At 62.5% G+C, this 14,489-nt stretch carries 16 protein-coding genes; 11 read left to right on the forward strand and 5 right to left on the reverse strand.

From position 1 onward, the window contains the following. Positions 1 to 23: 23 nt before the first annotated feature. The 3 genes from mpl to NTD84_RS06240 are packed head-to-tail and all read left to right on the forward strand — an operon-like array spanning position 24 to position 2,279. Positions 24 to 1,373: a UDP-N-acetylmuramate:L-alanyl-gamma-D-glutamyl-meso-diaminopimelate ligase gene (mpl, locus tag NTD84_RS06230; protein ID WP_262164084.1), complete on the forward strand. Its 1,350-nt coding sequence runs from the start codon at positions 24 to 26 to the stop codon at positions 1,371 to 1,373. Then, positions 1,370 to 2,002: a flavin prenyltransferase UbiX gene (ubiX, locus tag NTD84_RS06235; protein WP_128871424.1), complete on the forward strand. Its 633-nt coding sequence runs from the start codon at positions 1,370 to 1,372 to the stop codon at positions 2,000 to 2,002. The genes mpl and ubiX overlap by 4 nt, the downstream gene beginning before the upstream one ends. Continuing rightward, the gene (locus tag NTD84_RS06240) at positions 1,995 to 2,279 is read left to right on the forward strand and encodes a YceK/YidQ family lipoprotein (RefSeq protein WP_262164085.1); all 285 of its coding nucleotides are present in this window, start codon (positions 1,995 to 1,997) and stop codon (positions 2,277 to 2,279) included. Before ubiX ends, NTD84_RS06240 begins: the two co-directional genes overlap by 8 nt. A gap of 156 nt (positions 2,280 to 2,435) precedes the next feature. On the opposite strand, the gene NTD84_RS06245 is transcribed toward NTD84_RS06240, so the two are convergent. The 3 genes from NTD84_RS06245 to NTD84_RS06255 form a co-directional block, all read right to left on the reverse strand. Beyond that, positions 2,436 to 3,077, reverse strand: a complete 642-nt coding sequence (locus tag NTD84_RS06245) for an oxidoreductase (protein WP_262164086.1) — start codon at positions 3,075 to 3,077, stop codon at positions 2,436 to 2,438. A gap of 27 nt (positions 3,078 to 3,104) precedes the next feature. Continuing rightward, positions 3,105 to 4,823 (reverse strand): C13 family peptidase, encoded by a 1,719-nt coding sequence (locus NTD84_RS06250; RefSeq protein ID WP_262164087.1) that lies wholly within the window; start codon positions 4,821 to 4,823, stop codon positions 3,105 to 3,107. Positions 4,824 to 4,937: 114 nt separating this feature from the next. Continuing rightward, a complete protein-coding gene (locus NTD84_RS06255) occupies positions 4,938 to 5,393 on the reverse strand; it encodes a MaoC family dehydratase (RefSeq protein ID WP_262164088.1) in 456 nt (151 codons plus the stop codon). A 182-nt stretch (positions 5,394 to 5,575) separates the two neighbouring features. On the opposite strand from NTD84_RS06255, the gene NTD84_RS06260 reads away from it, so the two are divergent. Genes NTD84_RS06260 through NTD84_RS06270 form a run of 3 tightly spaced genes read left to right on the forward strand, consistent with a single transcriptional unit; the run spans position 5,576 to position 7,252 of the window. Beyond that, a complete protein-coding gene (locus NTD84_RS06260) occupies positions 5,576 to 5,938 on the forward strand; it encodes a CidA/LrgA family protein (RefSeq protein ID WP_262164089.1) in 363 nt (120 codons plus the stop codon). Next, entirely contained in the window at positions 5,935 to 6,651 is a 717-nt protein-coding gene (locus tag NTD84_RS06265; RefSeq protein ID WP_262164090.1) for an LrgB family protein, read from the forward strand. The genes NTD84_RS06260 and NTD84_RS06265 overlap by 4 nt, the downstream gene beginning before the upstream one ends. A gap of 10 nt (positions 6,652 to 6,661) precedes the next feature. Then, positions 6,662 to 7,252 (forward strand): LON peptidase substrate-binding domain-containing protein, encoded by a 591-nt coding sequence (locus tag NTD84_RS06270; RefSeq protein WP_262164091.1) that lies wholly within the window; start codon positions 6,662 to 6,664, stop codon positions 7,250 to 7,252. Here the strand turns inward: NTD84_RS06270 and NTD84_RS06275 are convergent, their stop codons facing one another. After that, a complete protein-coding gene (locus tag NTD84_RS06275) occupies positions 7,253 to 8,569 on the reverse strand; it encodes a bifunctional DedA family/phosphatase PAP2 family protein (RefSeq protein ID WP_262164092.1) in 1,317 nt (438 codons plus the stop codon). It lies immediately after the preceding gene. Positions 8,570 to 8,677: 108 nt separating this feature from the next. After that, positions 8,678 to 9,376, reverse strand: a complete 699-nt coding sequence (locus tag NTD84_RS06280; protein WP_262164093.1) for a DNA-3-methyladenine glycosylase — start codon at positions 9,374 to 9,376, stop codon at positions 8,678 to 8,680. Positions 9,377 to 9,565: 189 nt separating this feature from the next. Between NTD84_RS06280 and NTD84_RS06285 the strand changes: the two genes are divergently transcribed. The 5 genes from NTD84_RS06285 to mrdA all read left to right on the forward strand — a co-directional run bounded on the left by NTD84_RS06285 (position 9,566) and on the right by mrdA (position 14,478). After that, complete coding sequence (locus NTD84_RS06285; RefSeq protein ID WP_262164094.1) at positions 9,566 to 10,837, forward strand: glutamate-5-semialdehyde dehydrogenase; 1,272 nt, start codon at positions 9,566 to 9,568, stop codon at positions 10,835 to 10,837. A gap of 1 nt (position 10,838) precedes the next feature. Then, positions 10,839 to 11,528, forward strand: coding sequence for a nicotinate-nucleotide adenylyltransferase (gene nadD, locus NTD84_RS06290; protein WP_262164095.1), 690 nt, complete (start codon positions 10,839 to 10,841; stop codon positions 11,526 to 11,528). Between the two features lie 73 nt (positions 11,529 to 11,601). Next, positions 11,602 to 12,096: a ribosome silencing factor gene (gene rsfS, locus NTD84_RS06295; protein WP_262164096.1), complete on the forward strand. Its 495-nt coding sequence runs from the start codon at positions 11,602 to 11,604 to the stop codon at positions 12,094 to 12,096. 9 nt (positions 12,097 to 12,105) lie between these two features. Continuing rightward, the gene (rlmH, locus tag NTD84_RS06300; protein WP_007937439.1) at positions 12,106 to 12,573 is read left to right on the forward strand and encodes a 23S rRNA (pseudouridine(1915)-N(3))-methyltransferase RlmH; all 468 of its coding nucleotides are present in this window, start codon (positions 12,106 to 12,108) and stop codon (positions 12,571 to 12,573) included. 9 nt (positions 12,574 to 12,582) lie between these two features. Then, the gene (gene mrdA, locus NTD84_RS06305) at positions 12,583 to 14,478 is read left to right on the forward strand and encodes a penicillin-binding protein 2 (RefSeq protein ID WP_262164097.1); all 1,896 of its coding nucleotides are present in this window, start codon (positions 12,583 to 12,585) and stop codon (positions 14,476 to 14,478) included. Positions 14,479 to 14,489: the final 11 nt, after the last annotated feature.

Genomic DNA, 14,489 nt, shown 5'->3' on the forward strand with positions numbered 1-14,489 from the left:
GGCCATGTTTTACGAGGTCGACTATGCACATTCATATTCTGGGTATCTGCGGCACTTTCATGGGTTCGATGGCGGTTCTGGCCAAAGAACTGGGCCATCACGTGACCGGCTCCGATGCCAACGTCTATCCACCGATGAGCACTCAACTGGAGGCTCAGGGCATTCAGTTGACCCAGGGTTACGACCCCGCTCAACTCGATCCGGCCCCCGACCTGGTGGTGATTGGCAACGCCATGTCCCGCGGTAACCCGGCGGTCGAGTACGTGCTGAACAAAGGCCTGCCGTACGTCTCCGGCCCGCAATGGCTGGCCGACCACGTGCTGCAAGGTCGCTGGGTGTTGGCCGTCGCCGGTACCCATGGCAAAACCACCACCAGCAGCATGCTCGCCTGGGTGCTGGAGCACGCCGGCATGAGTCCGGGTTTCCTGATCGGTGGCGTGCCGCAGAATTTCTCGGTGTCGGCGCGATTGGGCGCAACGCCGTTCTTCGTGATCGAAGCTGATGAATATGACAGCGCCTTCTTCGACAAGCGTTCCAAGTTTGTCCACTATCGTCCGCGTACGGCGATCTTGAACAACCTGGAATACGATCACGCCGACATCTTCCCCGATCTTCCGGCGATCGAGCGGCAATTTCACCATTTGGTGCGAACGATCCCGAGCGAGGGCCTGGTGATCCATCCGACCACCGAACCTGCGTTGCAGCGCGTGATCGAGATGGGCTGCTGGACCCCAGTGCAAACCACCGGTGCCGGTGGCCAGTGGCAGGTCAAGTTGCTCAGCGAAGACGGTTCGAAATTCGAAGTCATGTTCGAGGGCGTCGCGCAAGGCGTGGTTGAGTGGGGCATGACCGGCCAGCACAACGTCGCCAATGCCCTCGCTACCCTGGCGGCGGCGCGCCATGTCGGCGTCGTGCCGTCCATGGGCATCGCCGCGCTGAGCGCGTTCAAAAGCGTGAAGCGGCGCATGGAAAAAGTCGCGGAAGTCCGTGGAATCACTATCTACGATGACTTCGCCCACCACCCGACGGCCATTGCCACCACCCTCGACGGCCTGCGTAAACGCATCGGCGATGCGCCGTTGATCGCCATTATCGAACCTCGTTCCAACTCGATGAAGCTCGGCGCGCACCGCGATGGTTTGCCGGAAAGCGTGGTCGATGCCGATCAGGTGATCTGGTACGCACCGGCCAATCTTGGCTGGGACCTGGGGGCGACGGCGGCGCTGTGCACGGTGCCGTCGATTGTCAGCGACTCGTTGGAAGGCATCATCGAACGCGTGAAAAGTCAGGCGCAACCCGGCACCCACGTGGTGATCATGAGCAACGGCGGCTTCGGCGGCCTGCATGGCAAGCTCGCCGAGGCGCTGCGATGAACAACGGCCCGGAACGCATCACGCTGGCGATGACCGGCGCTTCGGGCGCCCAATACGGTTTGCGCCTGCTGGATTGCCTGATCCGCGAAGACCGCGAGGTGCACTTCCTGATCTCCAAGGCGGCGCAGCTGGTGATGGCCACCGAGACCGACGTTACGCTGCCGCCGAAAACCCAGATGATGCAGGCCTTCCTCACCGAATACACCGGCGCGGCCGCCGGGCAGATTCGGGTATATGGCAAGGAGGACTGGATGTCGCCGGTGGCCTCGGGCTCTGGCGCGCCAGCGGCGATGGTGGTGGTGCCGTGTTCGACCGGGACGTTGTCGGCGATCGCCACCGGCGCTTGCAACAACCTGATCGAGCGCGCCGCCGACGTCACGTTGAAGGAGCGCCGCCAGCTGATTCTGGTGCCGCGCGAAGCCCCGTATTCGAGCATTCATCTGGAGCACATGCTCAAGTTGTCGAACATGGGCGTGACGATCCTGCCGGCGTCGCCGGGCTTCTATCATCAGCCGCAAACCATCGATGACCTGATCGATTTCGTTGTGGCGCGGATTCTCAACCTGCTGAACATTCCGCAAGACATGCTGCCGCGTTGGGGCGAACACCACCTGACCAGCGATGAATAAGCTGCTGGCGATCGTGCTGGCGTTGCAACTGACGGGCTGCGCCACGGCGCGCACGCTGGATGCCGCCAAGTCGGGAGCGCCGGTGGTGTATGCGGGGACTCGACTGGATTTGTATGCCATGAACGGCGGCTGTTGCGCCATGGATCGCTTTGGTGCGCCAGCACCGAGCTATCCCGGCGTCGATCTGCCGGCCAGCGCCTTGCTGGATACGCTGTTGTTGCCGTTGTCGGTGTTGACGGTGATCGGGGTGAGTTTTCAGGCAACGGGTGGGTTGTAGGGGCCGGCACATCCAGCATCGATATCAGCTGATCCGCCGCACTCGCGGGCAAGCCCGCGCCCACAGGTTTTTGGTGGTGATCCCATAATCTGGGGACGCATCGGACATTGTGGGAGCGGGCTTGCCCGCGAAGGCGTTCGCCGGCACACCACGGAGTCATTTGCCTAACTTGCGCAACTCATCCGACTCAACCACTCGAACCCCGTCCTGCTCTTCCAGCGCCAGCCGCCACATGGCGCGGGCCAGCTGACAGGCCTCGATGCCGCGATATTTGCCTGGAATCAAACGGGACAACGGTCCGGCCAATTGCTCGGCCAGGCGTGGTTCAAGCCGGTCACCCAGCAGCAGCGAAGGGCGGCAAATGGTCAGCTGTGGCCAGTCCTGCGCGCGCAATGCGTATTCCATCTCCCCTTTGACCCGGTTGTAGAACATCGAAGATCTCCGATCAGCGCCCAACGCGCTGATCACGATCAGGTGCCGCGCGCCCATTTCACGCGCACGTTTGGCGAAGGCCACCACCATGTCCAGATCAACCGCGCGGAATGCTTCTTCCGAACCGGCTTGCTTGATCGTGGTGCCGAGGCAGCAATAGGCAATGTCGACGCGCCCGCTCAGCTGCGGCAGGAACATTGCCGGGTCGCCGACCGGGTTTTCCAGGTGCGGGTGCTCGGCCAGCGGGCGGCGTGAGGGGGCCAAAACGCGGGTGATTGTCGGCTCGTTGAGCAGCCGATCAAGCAGATGTTCACCGGTCAGCCCGGTAGCTCCGGCAAGTAATACATGCTGAGGCGTCAAGTACATAGTGTTTCTCCCTTGATACTGTTCAGCTTAGTTGCTCTTTGCATCCTTGTTGCTGATAGAGACACTTTGCAGCGCTTTTCGTGCCTGTTGTTTACGCAAAAGCTGCCAGTGCGAGAGCACGGTTTTTGGCGCCCAGATCTGCGGTTCAGACGCCTCGAAGCCGTCCGCCAGTTCACGCTCGGCAACAGTGGCCTTGGCCAGCTTGAAAGCTTGCTCGAGGTCGTCGGTCTGGTTCAGGGCCTGGGCGAACAGCGCGTCGCCGAAGTAGGTGAAGTTGGCTTCTTCCGAGCAGCCGAAGGACACACGGTCGGCGCGCGAGGCGGTCATGACCAGCGTGCGTTCGTCCTTGAGGGCGGGTATGAAACCACCGGAGTAGCACGCCGAGATCACCACAATTTTGTCGCGATTTTTCAGCGGTGCGAGCACGGCGGCGAGTTCGTCGGCCGGCAGGTCGGAGAGTTCCATGCGCGGCTGGTCGAGCACCAGTTCGTGTTCGCTGGTGCCGTGGCTGGTCAGGTAGATGAAGATCAGATCTTCCGGCCCGCTGCGGTCGGCGAGTGTCAGTGCCGCGCGGCGCAGGTTTTCCCGGGTGGCCATCGGCCGGTCGACGAGGTGGTCGCGATGGTTGACCAGGCGGATCTGCCCAAAAGCGCCGAAACGGCTGGCGAGCATGTTGCTGACGTAATCGGATTCGCGCAGGAACACGCTCTGTTTGCCGTCGCCGCCGAGGGTCAGGGTGTACAGCTCGATGGCCGGGGTCGAGGCCGGCACATTGGCCAGGGCGTCTTCGAGCAAGCGGCCCTGGGCCAGCAAGCCCAGTTCGAGGCTGTCGGGCAGCAGCTTGCCGTCGGCATCGCGCACGCGCTGGCCGTTGACCCAGGTGCCGCTTTGCACGGTGCCGTCGGTCAGCACCAAGGTGCCGTGCCCCTGATAGCTGTCGCCGTCGAACTGACCGATGTAGAAACTGCCGTCGGGCAGGTTCAGCCGCCCTTGCCCTGTAAAGCGCCAATCGCTGAACTGGCCGATGTAATGACTGCCGTCGGCACCGATCAACTCGCCCTTGCCGTTCAGCGAGCCTTCCTTGAACTGGCCGAGCCAGACATCGCCGTCGGCGTTCTCGTAGCGGCCTTTGCCGTGCAACTGATTATTCTTGAACGCCCCGACGTAAATATCGCCATCGGCGCTGTTGAAGGTCCCGTTGCCTTCCAGCTGACCGTCCTTGAAATGCCCGGTGAACTGGTTGCCATTGCCGTCGCCGCGCTGGCCTTCGCCGTTGGGTTTGCCGTGGGCGAACTGGCCTTGATACGAACTGCCGTCGTCGAGCTCCAGACGGCCGAGCCCTGAGTATTGATCAGCCTTGAATTCGCCACGGTAGGTCATGCCGTTTTCTTTGAGGGTGCCTTCGCCTTCGCGCCGGCCCGCCTTGAAACCGCCGGTGTAGCTGCTGCCATTGGTGGTCAGCGTGCCCTGGCCGTCGAACAGGCCCTGATTGAAGTTGCCGCGATAGACTTCGCCATTGCTGCCGTGCCATTCACCCTGGCCGTGCCACTGGCCTTTGTCGAAACTGCCGGCGTACCAGCTGCCGTTCGGGTAATCGACGCGGCCCTGGCCTTGCAGCAAGCCGTCGACCAGATCACCGCGATAACGTCCGCCGTCCGGCAGGCGGGCGTCAGGGGGCAACAGCGATTCGCCATCGCCGCAAGCGGTGAGCATCAGGGTCAAGGCGAGGAGTGCAAGTGAGCGCATAGCGGGATCCGGGCAATTAGGCGACCGAGTATGCCGCAGCTCCATGACCTTATATAGAGACAGAAACAGCAAGAGGTCGCGAAACAGCGTGCGCTGCTTCGCATCCGGGAGGCATTACACGAAGCAGAGTGACAACGGCTCGGCGATATAGGCCGGTTTGTCCGAACCTTCGATCTCCAGCGTGGCGGTGGCCTTGAGCAACCATTGGCCGGGTTTCTTCTCGGTGACTTCGGTCAGGTCGACCTTCAGCCGCACTTTCGAGTCGACCTTGACCGGCTGAATGAACCGCACGCTGTCGAGGCCATAATTGACCACCATCTTCAAGCCTTCAGGCAGGATGAGGATGTCTTCCATCAGTTTGGGGATCAGCGACAACGACAGGAAACCGTGTGCAATGGTGCTGCCAAATGGCGTTTGCGCGGCTTTGACCGGGTCAACGTGGATGAACTGATAGTCTCCTGTGGCTTCCGCGAACAGGTTGATGCGCTCCTGATCGATGGTGAGCCAGTCGGAACGTCCAAGTTCCTTGCCGACATAATCTTTGAGCTCTGCAACGGGAACATAGGGCATTGAGACTCTCCTTGGGTTCATCGGTTTTATAGTTTTGAGTCGGGGGGATTTGACCTCCCGGATTACCACTTTAGATCACCATGGCAAATTGCTCCGGTCAACCGACCATGCTTTTGGCGAATGCCGGTCTATAGCGCTGGCATGCTTATAATGCCCGGCGCGAATTTGCGGGGAGAGGACGGATGTTGTTACGTGGCCTGACCTGGCTGGTGTTGTTCCAATTGCTGGGCACAGCCCTCAATCATTTGTTTTTGCCGGTGCTGCCGGGGCCGATCATCGGCCTGTTGCTCCTGCTGGTGTACCTGATCTGTCGCGGCCAGGTCGGCGAGCCGCTGAACCTCGCCGCCAGCAGCCTGCTGCGCTACCTGCCGCTGTTGCTGGTGCCGCCGGCCGTGGGCGTGATGGTTTACGCCAAAGATATCGCCGCGGATTTCTGGGCGATTGTCGGCGCGCTGGTGCTGTCGCTGCTGTTGTCCATGGCCTTCGCCGGTGTGCTGATGCAGCGCCTGGTCAAGCGTCACGCGCACCGCGAGGACCAGCCATGATTATCGACTGGCAGGGCGCCTGGACGTCGGTGATCCATCATCCGTTGTTCGGCATCGGCATCACCCTTGGCGCGTATCAGTTGGTGCTGGCAGCGTTCGAGAAAACCCGCTGGATCTTTTTGCAGCCGGTACTGGTCTCCATGCTGTTGGTCATCGGCGTACTGATCGGTTGCGGCCTGACGTACGCCGAGTACCGCAAAAGCACCGAGATCCTCAGCATTCTGCTCGGCCCCGCCACGGTGGCGTTGGCCGTGCCGCTGTATCTCAACCTGCGGCGGATCCGGCAGTTGTTCTGGCCGATATTTACTACGCTGGTGATAGGCGGAGTGGTCGCCACGGGCATGGGCGTGTTGCTGGGCTGGTCGTTCGGCGCCGAACACATGATCCTGATGACCATGGCGCCGAAGTCGGTGACGTCGCCGATTGCCATGCTGGTGGCCGAGCAGATCGGTGGTGTCGCGGCGCTGGCTGCGGTGTTTGTGTTGATTACCGGGGTGATCGGGGCGATCTTCGGGCCGAGCCTACTGACCCGCCTCGGCGTGCACAGCCCCGAGGCGCGGGGCATGGCGCTGGGCATGACCGCCCATGCGGTGGGCACCGCGGTGGCGATGCAGGAAAGTGAAGAGTGCGGCGCCTTCGCGGCGCTGGCGATGAGTCTGATGGGCGTGGCCACGGCGGTGTTCCTGCCGTTGGCGGTGTCGATGGTGGTGTAAGGAAATGTCTATGAGCTTGCCGCTTTTCCCGCTGAACACGGTGCTGTTTCCTGGCTGCATCCTCGACCTGCAGATTTTCGAGGCGCGCTACCTGGACATGATCAGCCGCTGCATGAAACAGGGCGGCGGCTTCGGCGTGGTGTGCATTCTCGACGGTGAAGAAGTCGGCATCGCCCCGGCGGGCTATGCGCTGGTGGGCTGTGAAGCGCTGATCACCGATTTCAAGCAGCAGGACAACGGCCTGCTGGGCATTCGGGTGCAGGGCGGCCGGCGCTTCCACGTGTTGCGCACCGAAGTCCAGCGTGATCAATTGACCGTCGCCGATGTGGACTGGCTGGAAGATGAGCCTGAACAACCACTGCAGGACGAGGACGCCGACCTGGTCGCGCTGCTCAAGGCCCTGGCCGAACATCCGATGGTCGAGGCATTGAACATGGGCACCGAGGCGACCGGGCAACAATCCCTGGCCAATCAGTTGGCCTACCTGTTGCCGTTTGCCGAAGTGGACAAGATCGACCTGTTGCAGCTCGATGATCCGCAGCAGCGACTGGATGCGATCCAGGCACTGCTCGATGAATTGCAGGGTGAATTGTTCGCCTGATCAGTAGGCGTATCGCATCATCGCGTGCGGCAAGTGCCTCAATGCGAAGAACCCGAACAGCGCCACCATGGACGGCAATATCAGCCACCAGACCTTGGGCGGCAGGGCATTGAGTGGCGTCTGGCGCTGAGTCAGGCCCAGGCTTGCCGCGCAGACGCACGACGCCAGCATGGCGCCGGCCAGCACATCCGTCGGCCAGTGCGCGCCCAGGTAGACACGCGACAAGGCAATCGCCAGCGCCGGCAGGCAACCCAACAGCAGCCAGGTCAGGCGCATCCGCGGCGGCTGGCCGCGCCCGGCCAGAACTGCGAGGGTCAGAAACAGCGCGAAGGAGCCGGAGGCGTGACCGCTGGGCATGCTGTAGCTCACCAGCGGATCACTCAAGACTTCCGGGCGCACGCGGGCAAAAAACTGTTTGGTGAAGGTGTTGCCGAGTGCGGTGACGAGCAGCGTGCTGCCCGCGAAAATCGCCTGGCGCCATTGCCGGGTCAGCAGCAGCAAACCGGTGAGCAGGGCGCTGAACAGCAGCATGTTGCGGAACTCGCCGATCAGCGTGAAGGTAACGGCGACTTCGTCGAGGGGCGGGCTGCGGTGTTCCTGCACCAGGGTCATGACACCCTGATCGAGCGCGTTCAGGTACGGGTAGCCGATAAACAGGCCCGCCAGAATCAGCACGCTCATGCCGGCAATCAGGATCGTCGCTCTACGGTGCCGACGCAGGCTGCTGGTCACGCTCAGGCCCACCATCACCGCGATGCTGCCGGCGACGATCCCGGCCTCGGGCCAGAAACCGTCCGGTAGTGGCAGGCGAATGGCGGCGCCGGTCGCCCAGCCGGGCAGCAGATAGGCGACGCTCCAGCCGGCGGCGGCCAGCAGGCTGACGGCGACGAAGCGCGGGAACGGCATGTCGAACATCCCGGCCACCATCGGCAACATCGGCCGCAGGGGCCCGATGAAGCGCCCGACCAGCAGGCTGGCGATGCCATAGCGTTGGAAGTAAGCCTCAGCGCTGGCGATCCATTCCGGGTGATGGCGCAGGCCTGGCAGGCGCCGGATGTTCTGATGGAAATGGCGGCCGATGAAGTAGGACACCACATCGCCCAGCACCCCGGCGATGAACCCCAGCAGCAATGTCTCGCTCAGCGACAGCGCACCGCTGCCGGCCAGCACGGCGACGGCGAACAACAACACGGTGCCGGGCACGATCAGCCCGGCAATCGCCAGGCATTCCACGAAGGCCACAATAAACACCGCCGCGGCCAGCCACTGCGGGTTCGCCGCCAGCCATCCGGTCACGCTATCGAGCCATGGGCCCATAAGTACCACTCCATCGAATCATCAATTGGCCAGAAGGCCGAACGCGACTTTCAACACCACGGAAACCATGCAGGAGCAAAGCCTGCTCCTGCATGGGTTGTTCAGTATTCATGTCAGCAAAAAATAATCGCGACCTTCGACCTGCCCCCGTCGCAGCGGGTTCCGCGTGCAATACGGTGCGTAAGCCGCATCGACGAAGCGGTACATCAAGTGCTCGTCACGGCCCTGGGGAATACCCAGCCGGGTCGTTTGAATGATGTGCCCGGGCGCCGGGCCGACATCCTCCACCAGCAACACCTCATGATCAAAGCGCTTGGCATCCCAGACCGGCACCTTCAACCCCAGTGCCTTGCACAGCAGCGTTTGCCCGGCGCAGAGCTTTTGCGACGGGCGAGGGCGGCCCTGGGCATCGGGGTTGTTCAGCAGCATCTGCGCCAGGCTCGACGGCCCGCTGACTTCATCGACCCACGGATAGGCTGATTTGATCAGTACCGCATTGCCGGGACCGTGGGCGCTGAAGTTCAGGGAATCGCCACCACGGGCGTAATACATATAGATGTGGCCGCCATCCAGAAACAAAGCCTTACGCTTTTCTGTGTAGCCGAGGGAGGCATGGCTGCCTTTTTCTTCGAAGTAATAGGCCTCGGTTTCAATAATCCGGGCGCTGAGCCACAGGTCGCCGACCCGATGACGGATCACTTTGCCGAGCAGATCCCGGGCCAGCGTTTGCGCATCCCGGTCGAAAAAAGCGTCCGGGAGCCCGGTGGGCAGGCTCGCAACAGGCGCACGAACAGTCAGATTGGACATGATGAACGGCGTTTATCAGGGCTGAATGAGCCGCGATGATAACAATTTGCAGCTTAATCACGGCTGAACGTCGGCAAATTGCCCTCCATTTCGACCATCCGCCCGTCACCGCTGTTAGTCGGGGGGCGCGACAGCTATAATCTGCCGCTTTACTCTTTACCAAGACCTGAGCAAAGACCGCTTCCGACCATGACTGAGTCCGTTCTCGACTACATGACCCGCCTGGGCCGCGCTGCCCGCGCAGCCTCGCGCATCATCGGCCGTGCCAGCACCACGCAGAAAAACCGCGCCTTGCAGGCGGCTGCCAATGCGCTGGACGCCGCGCGTGCCGAGCTGACGGCCGCCAATGAGCGGGATCTGGCTGCCGGTCGCGCCAATGGCCTTGAACCGGCGCTGCTGGAACGCCTGGCGCTGACCCCGGAGCGTATCGACGGGATGATCGTCGGTCTGCGTCAGGTTGCCGCGTTGCCGGACCCGGTCGGCGCCATCCGCGACATGAGCTTCCGTCCGTCGGGGATCCAGGTCGGCAAGATGCGCGTGCCGTTGGGCGTGATCGGGATCATCTACGAGTCCCGGCCCAACGTGACCATCGATGCCGCCAGCCTGTGCCTGAAGTCCGGCAACGCGACCATCCTGCGTGGCGGTTCCGAAGCGATTCATTCCAACCGTGCCATCGCCGCCTGCATCCAGCGCGGCCTGGCCGAGGCCGATCTGCCGGCCGCCGTCGTACAAGTGGTCGAAACCACCGACCGTGCCGCCGTTGGCGCGCTGATCACCCTGCCCGAATACGTCGACGTCATCGTACCCCGTGGCGGCCGTGGCCTGATCGAGCGGGTCAGCCGTGACGCGCGGGTCCCGGTGATCAAGCACCTGGACGGCATCTGCCACGTTTACGTCAGCGCTCACGCCGACCTGCCAAAAGCCCAGCGCATCGCCTTCAATGCCAAGACGTACCGTTATGGCATCTGCGGTGCCATGGAGACGCTGTTGGTGGATCAAACGATCGCCAGAGATTTCCTGCCATCCATGGCCGCCCAGTTCCGCGAAAAGGGCGTCGAGCTGCGTGGCTGCGAGCGCACCCGGGCGATCATCGATGCCGCGCCGGCCACTGAAGACGACTGGCACACCGAATACCTGGCGCCAATTCTTTCGATCCGCGTGGTCGACGGGCTGGATCAGGCCATTGAGCACATCAACCGCTACGGCTCCCACCACACCGATTCGATCGTCAGCGAAAACCTCGCGGACACCCGGCGTTTCGTGGCTGAAGTCGATTCATCGTCGGTGATGATCAATACCCCGACCTGCTTCGCCGATGGCTTCGAGTACGGATTGGGTGCCGAGATTGGCATTTCTACTGATAAGCTGCACGCCCGCGGCCCGGTGGGCCTGGAAGGCCTGACCTGCGAGAAGTACATCGTGGTCGGTGATGGCCAGTTGCGCGGCCAGGCGTCGGACTGACTTGGGCGACTTCAATCCGTCGGCTCCGGTCACCGCCTCCGAACCTGCGCCCCGGCGCATCGGCATGCTGGGCGGGACGTTCGACCCGGTGCACATCGGCCATTTGCGCGGTGCACTGGAAGTCGCCGAGTCGCTGCTGCTCGACGAATTGCGCCTGACACCCAGTGCCAGACCGCCCCATCGCGGTACGCCGCAGGTGTCGGCGCAGGACCGTCTGGCGATGGTCGAGTGCGCGGTGGCCGGTGTGGCGCCGTTGGTGGTGGACGCCCGCGAATTGCAGCGGGACAAGCCGTCCTACACCATCGATACCCTGGAACTGATGCGTGCCGAACTGGCCGCTGAAGACCAGGTTTTTCTACTTTTGGGCTGGGACGCATTTTGCGGCCTGCCCACTTGGCACCGCTGGGAAGAGTTGCTCCAGCATTGCCACATCCTGGTGCTGCAACGCCCGGATGCCGACAGCGAACCGCCGGATGCCTTGCGCAACCTGCTGGCAGCGCGCTCGGTGAGCGACCCGCTGGCCCTCAAAGGGCCGAGCGGACAGATTGCATTCGTCTGGCAGACGCCGCTCGCGGTATCCGCCACCCAGATCCGTCAACTGCTGGCCAGCGGTAAGTCGGTACGTTTCCTGGTGCCCGACGCGGTCCTGGCCTACATCGATGCGCACGGACTTTACCGTGCGCCGAACTGAATGGGAGTGCTTCAAGGCACGTGATATCGACGTGTATTGAACCACCCGAACACATGAGCAAAACGAGTTTTATATGACTGACAAAGACGTAGCTAAAGTAAAGCGCAAAGGCACATTCAAGAGCGCTCCGCTGCCGGTAGAGGCTCAAACTGGCGTGGTGCTGGCCGGCGAAGCGCTGGTCAAGGTGGCTGTTGCGGCCCTGGAAGACGTCAAGGCACAGGACATTCAGGTGATCGACGTTCGTGAAAAGCAGAGCATCACTGACTTCATGATCATCGCCACCGGTACGTCCAACCGCCAGATTGGCGCGATGCTGGACAAGGTCCGCGAAGCGGTCAAAGCCCAGGGCGTCAAGCCATTGGGTGAAGAAGGCAAGGGCGACAGCGACTGGGTGTTGCTGGATATGGACGATGTGATCGTGCACATGATGACCGCCTCGGCTCGCCAGTTCTATGACCTGGAGCGCCTGTGGGCCGGTGCCGAGCAGAGCCGTTCGGCCAGCGCTGCGCATCACAGCCCGGAAAACACCCATGAGCATTTCACCAAGCTCAACAAAGACCAGCAATAAGGGACCGCTGTGCGACTGCGACTGATCGCCGTCGGTTCACGCATGCCCAAGTGGGTGGAAGAAGGCTGGCATGAATATGCCAAGCGTCTTCCGTCCGAGCTGGCGCTGGAACTGGTGGAAATACCGCTCAACACCCGCGGCAAGAACGCCGATGTGGCGCGCTTCATCCGTCAGGAAGGCGAAGCCATGCTGGCCAAGGTCGGGCCGAACGAGCGTGTTGTGACCCTCGAAGTCCACGGCAAGCCCTGGAGCACCGAGCAGTTGGCGGTCGAACTCGATCGCTGGCGGCTGGACTCGCGCACGGTGAATTTCATGGTCGGTGGCCCCGAAGGGCTGGCGCCGGAAGTGTGCGCGCGTGCGGATCAGCGCTGGTCGTTGTCGCCGTTGACGTTGCCGCACCCGCTGGTGCGGATCCTGATCGGCGAACAGCTGTACCGTGCCTGGACAGTTCTGTCCGGCCACCCCTACCACAAGTAGTTCTGCCTCATGTCCCAGCCGATCCGCATCAAGGACCACGAAAAAGACGCCCGTCTGGTGCGTGGCCGCGTCGTGTTCGGGGCCATTGCGGTGGTGGTGCTGATCGGTGTGCTGATCGCGCGCCTGTATTTCCTCCAGGTGATCCAGTACGAGTACCACTCGACCCTGTCGGAAAACAACCGCGTCCATGTGCAGCCGATTCCGCCGACCCGTGGGTTGATCTTCGACCGTAACGGCGTAGTGGTGGCCGACAACCGGCCGAGCTTCAGCCTGAGCATGACCCGCGAGCGCTCCGGCGACTGGCAGCAAGTGCTCGACGTGATCGTCGAAGTACTGGAACTGACGCCCGAAGATCGGGTGATTTTCGAGAAACGCATGCGCCAGGGGCGTCGGCCATTCGAGCCGGTGCCGATCCTGTTCGAGTTGACTGAAGAACAGATCGCCCGCATCGCCGTGAACCAGTTCCGCCTGCCGGGTGTTGAAGTGGTCGCGCAATTGGTGCGGCATTACCCGCAGGGCGCGCACTTCGCGCACTCGGTGGGTTACATGGGGCGGATCAACGAGAAAGAGCTGAAGTCCCTCGATCCGGTCAATTACAGCGGGACCCACCACATCGGCAAGACCGGCATCGAACGCTTTTACGAGCCGGAGCTGCACGGCCAGGTGGGTTACGAGGAAGTCGAAACCAACGCGCGAGGCCGTGTGTTGCGGGTGCTCAAGCGTACCGATCCGATTCCCGGCAAGGACATTGTCCTGAGCCTGGACATCAAATTGCAGGAAGCCGCCGAAGCGGCACTCGGTGGTCGTCGTGGTGCGGTGGTGGCGCTGGACCCGGCGACCGGCGAAGTGCTGGCGATGGTCAGCCAGCCGAGCTTCGACCCGAACCTGTTCGTCACCGGGATCAGCTTCAAGGCGTACGCCGAGTTGCGCGACTCCATCGACCGGCCGCTGTTCAACCGCGTGCTGCGTGGTCTGTATCCTCCAGGTTCGACCATCAAGCCCGCGGTGGCGATTGCCGGCCTGGACTCGGGCGTGGTCACCGCCTCGACCCGGGTCTTCGACCCCGGTTATTACCAACTGCCCAACTACGACCACAAATACCGTAACTGGAACCGTACCGGCGACGGCTACGTGGACCTGGACACGGCGATCATGCGTTCCAACGACACCTACTTCTATGACCTGGCGCACAAGCTGGGGATCGATCGCTTGTCGTCGTACCTGGGCAAGTTCGGTATTGGGCAAAAGGTCTCCCTGGACATGTTCGAAGAGTCTCCGGGACTGATGCCGTCCCGTGAATGGAAACGTGCGACCCGTCGTCAGGCCTGGTTCCCGGGCGAAACGCTGATTCTCGGGATCGGTCAGGGCTACATGCAATCCACCCCGCTGCAACTGGCCCAGGCCACGGCGCTGGTGGCCAACAAAGGCGTGTGGAACCGTCCGCACCTGGCCAAGACTGTCGAGGGCGAACGGCCGAAGGACGACAATCCGATGCCGGACATCGTCCTGCGCGACCCGTCCGACTGGACCAAGGTCAACCACGGTATGCAGCAGGTGATGCACGGTGCTCGCGGTACGGCGCGCAAGGCCTCGATTGGTTCGCAATACCGCATTGCCGGCAAAAGCGGTACGGCCCAGGTGGTCGCGATCAAGCAGGGCGAGAAGTACGACCGCTCCAAGGTTCAGGAGCGCCATCGTGACCACGCCTTGTTCGTCGGCTTCGCGCCAGCCGACAACCCGAAAATCGTGGTGTCGGTGATGGTCGAGAACGGTGAGTCCGGTTCCGGCGTCGCCGCGCCGGTGGTGCGTCAAGTCATGGACGCCTGGCTCCTGGACCAGGACGGCCGTCTCAAAGCCGAATACGCCAGCCCTATCAGTGCGGAGGCTACGGCCCGTGAAGAGTAATTTCGATCGCA

Source organism: Pseudomonas sp. 14P_8.1_Bac3 (assembly GCF_025466085.1).
Lineage (GTDB): Bacteria > Pseudomonadota > Gammaproteobacteria > Pseudomonadales > Pseudomonadaceae > Aquipseudomonas.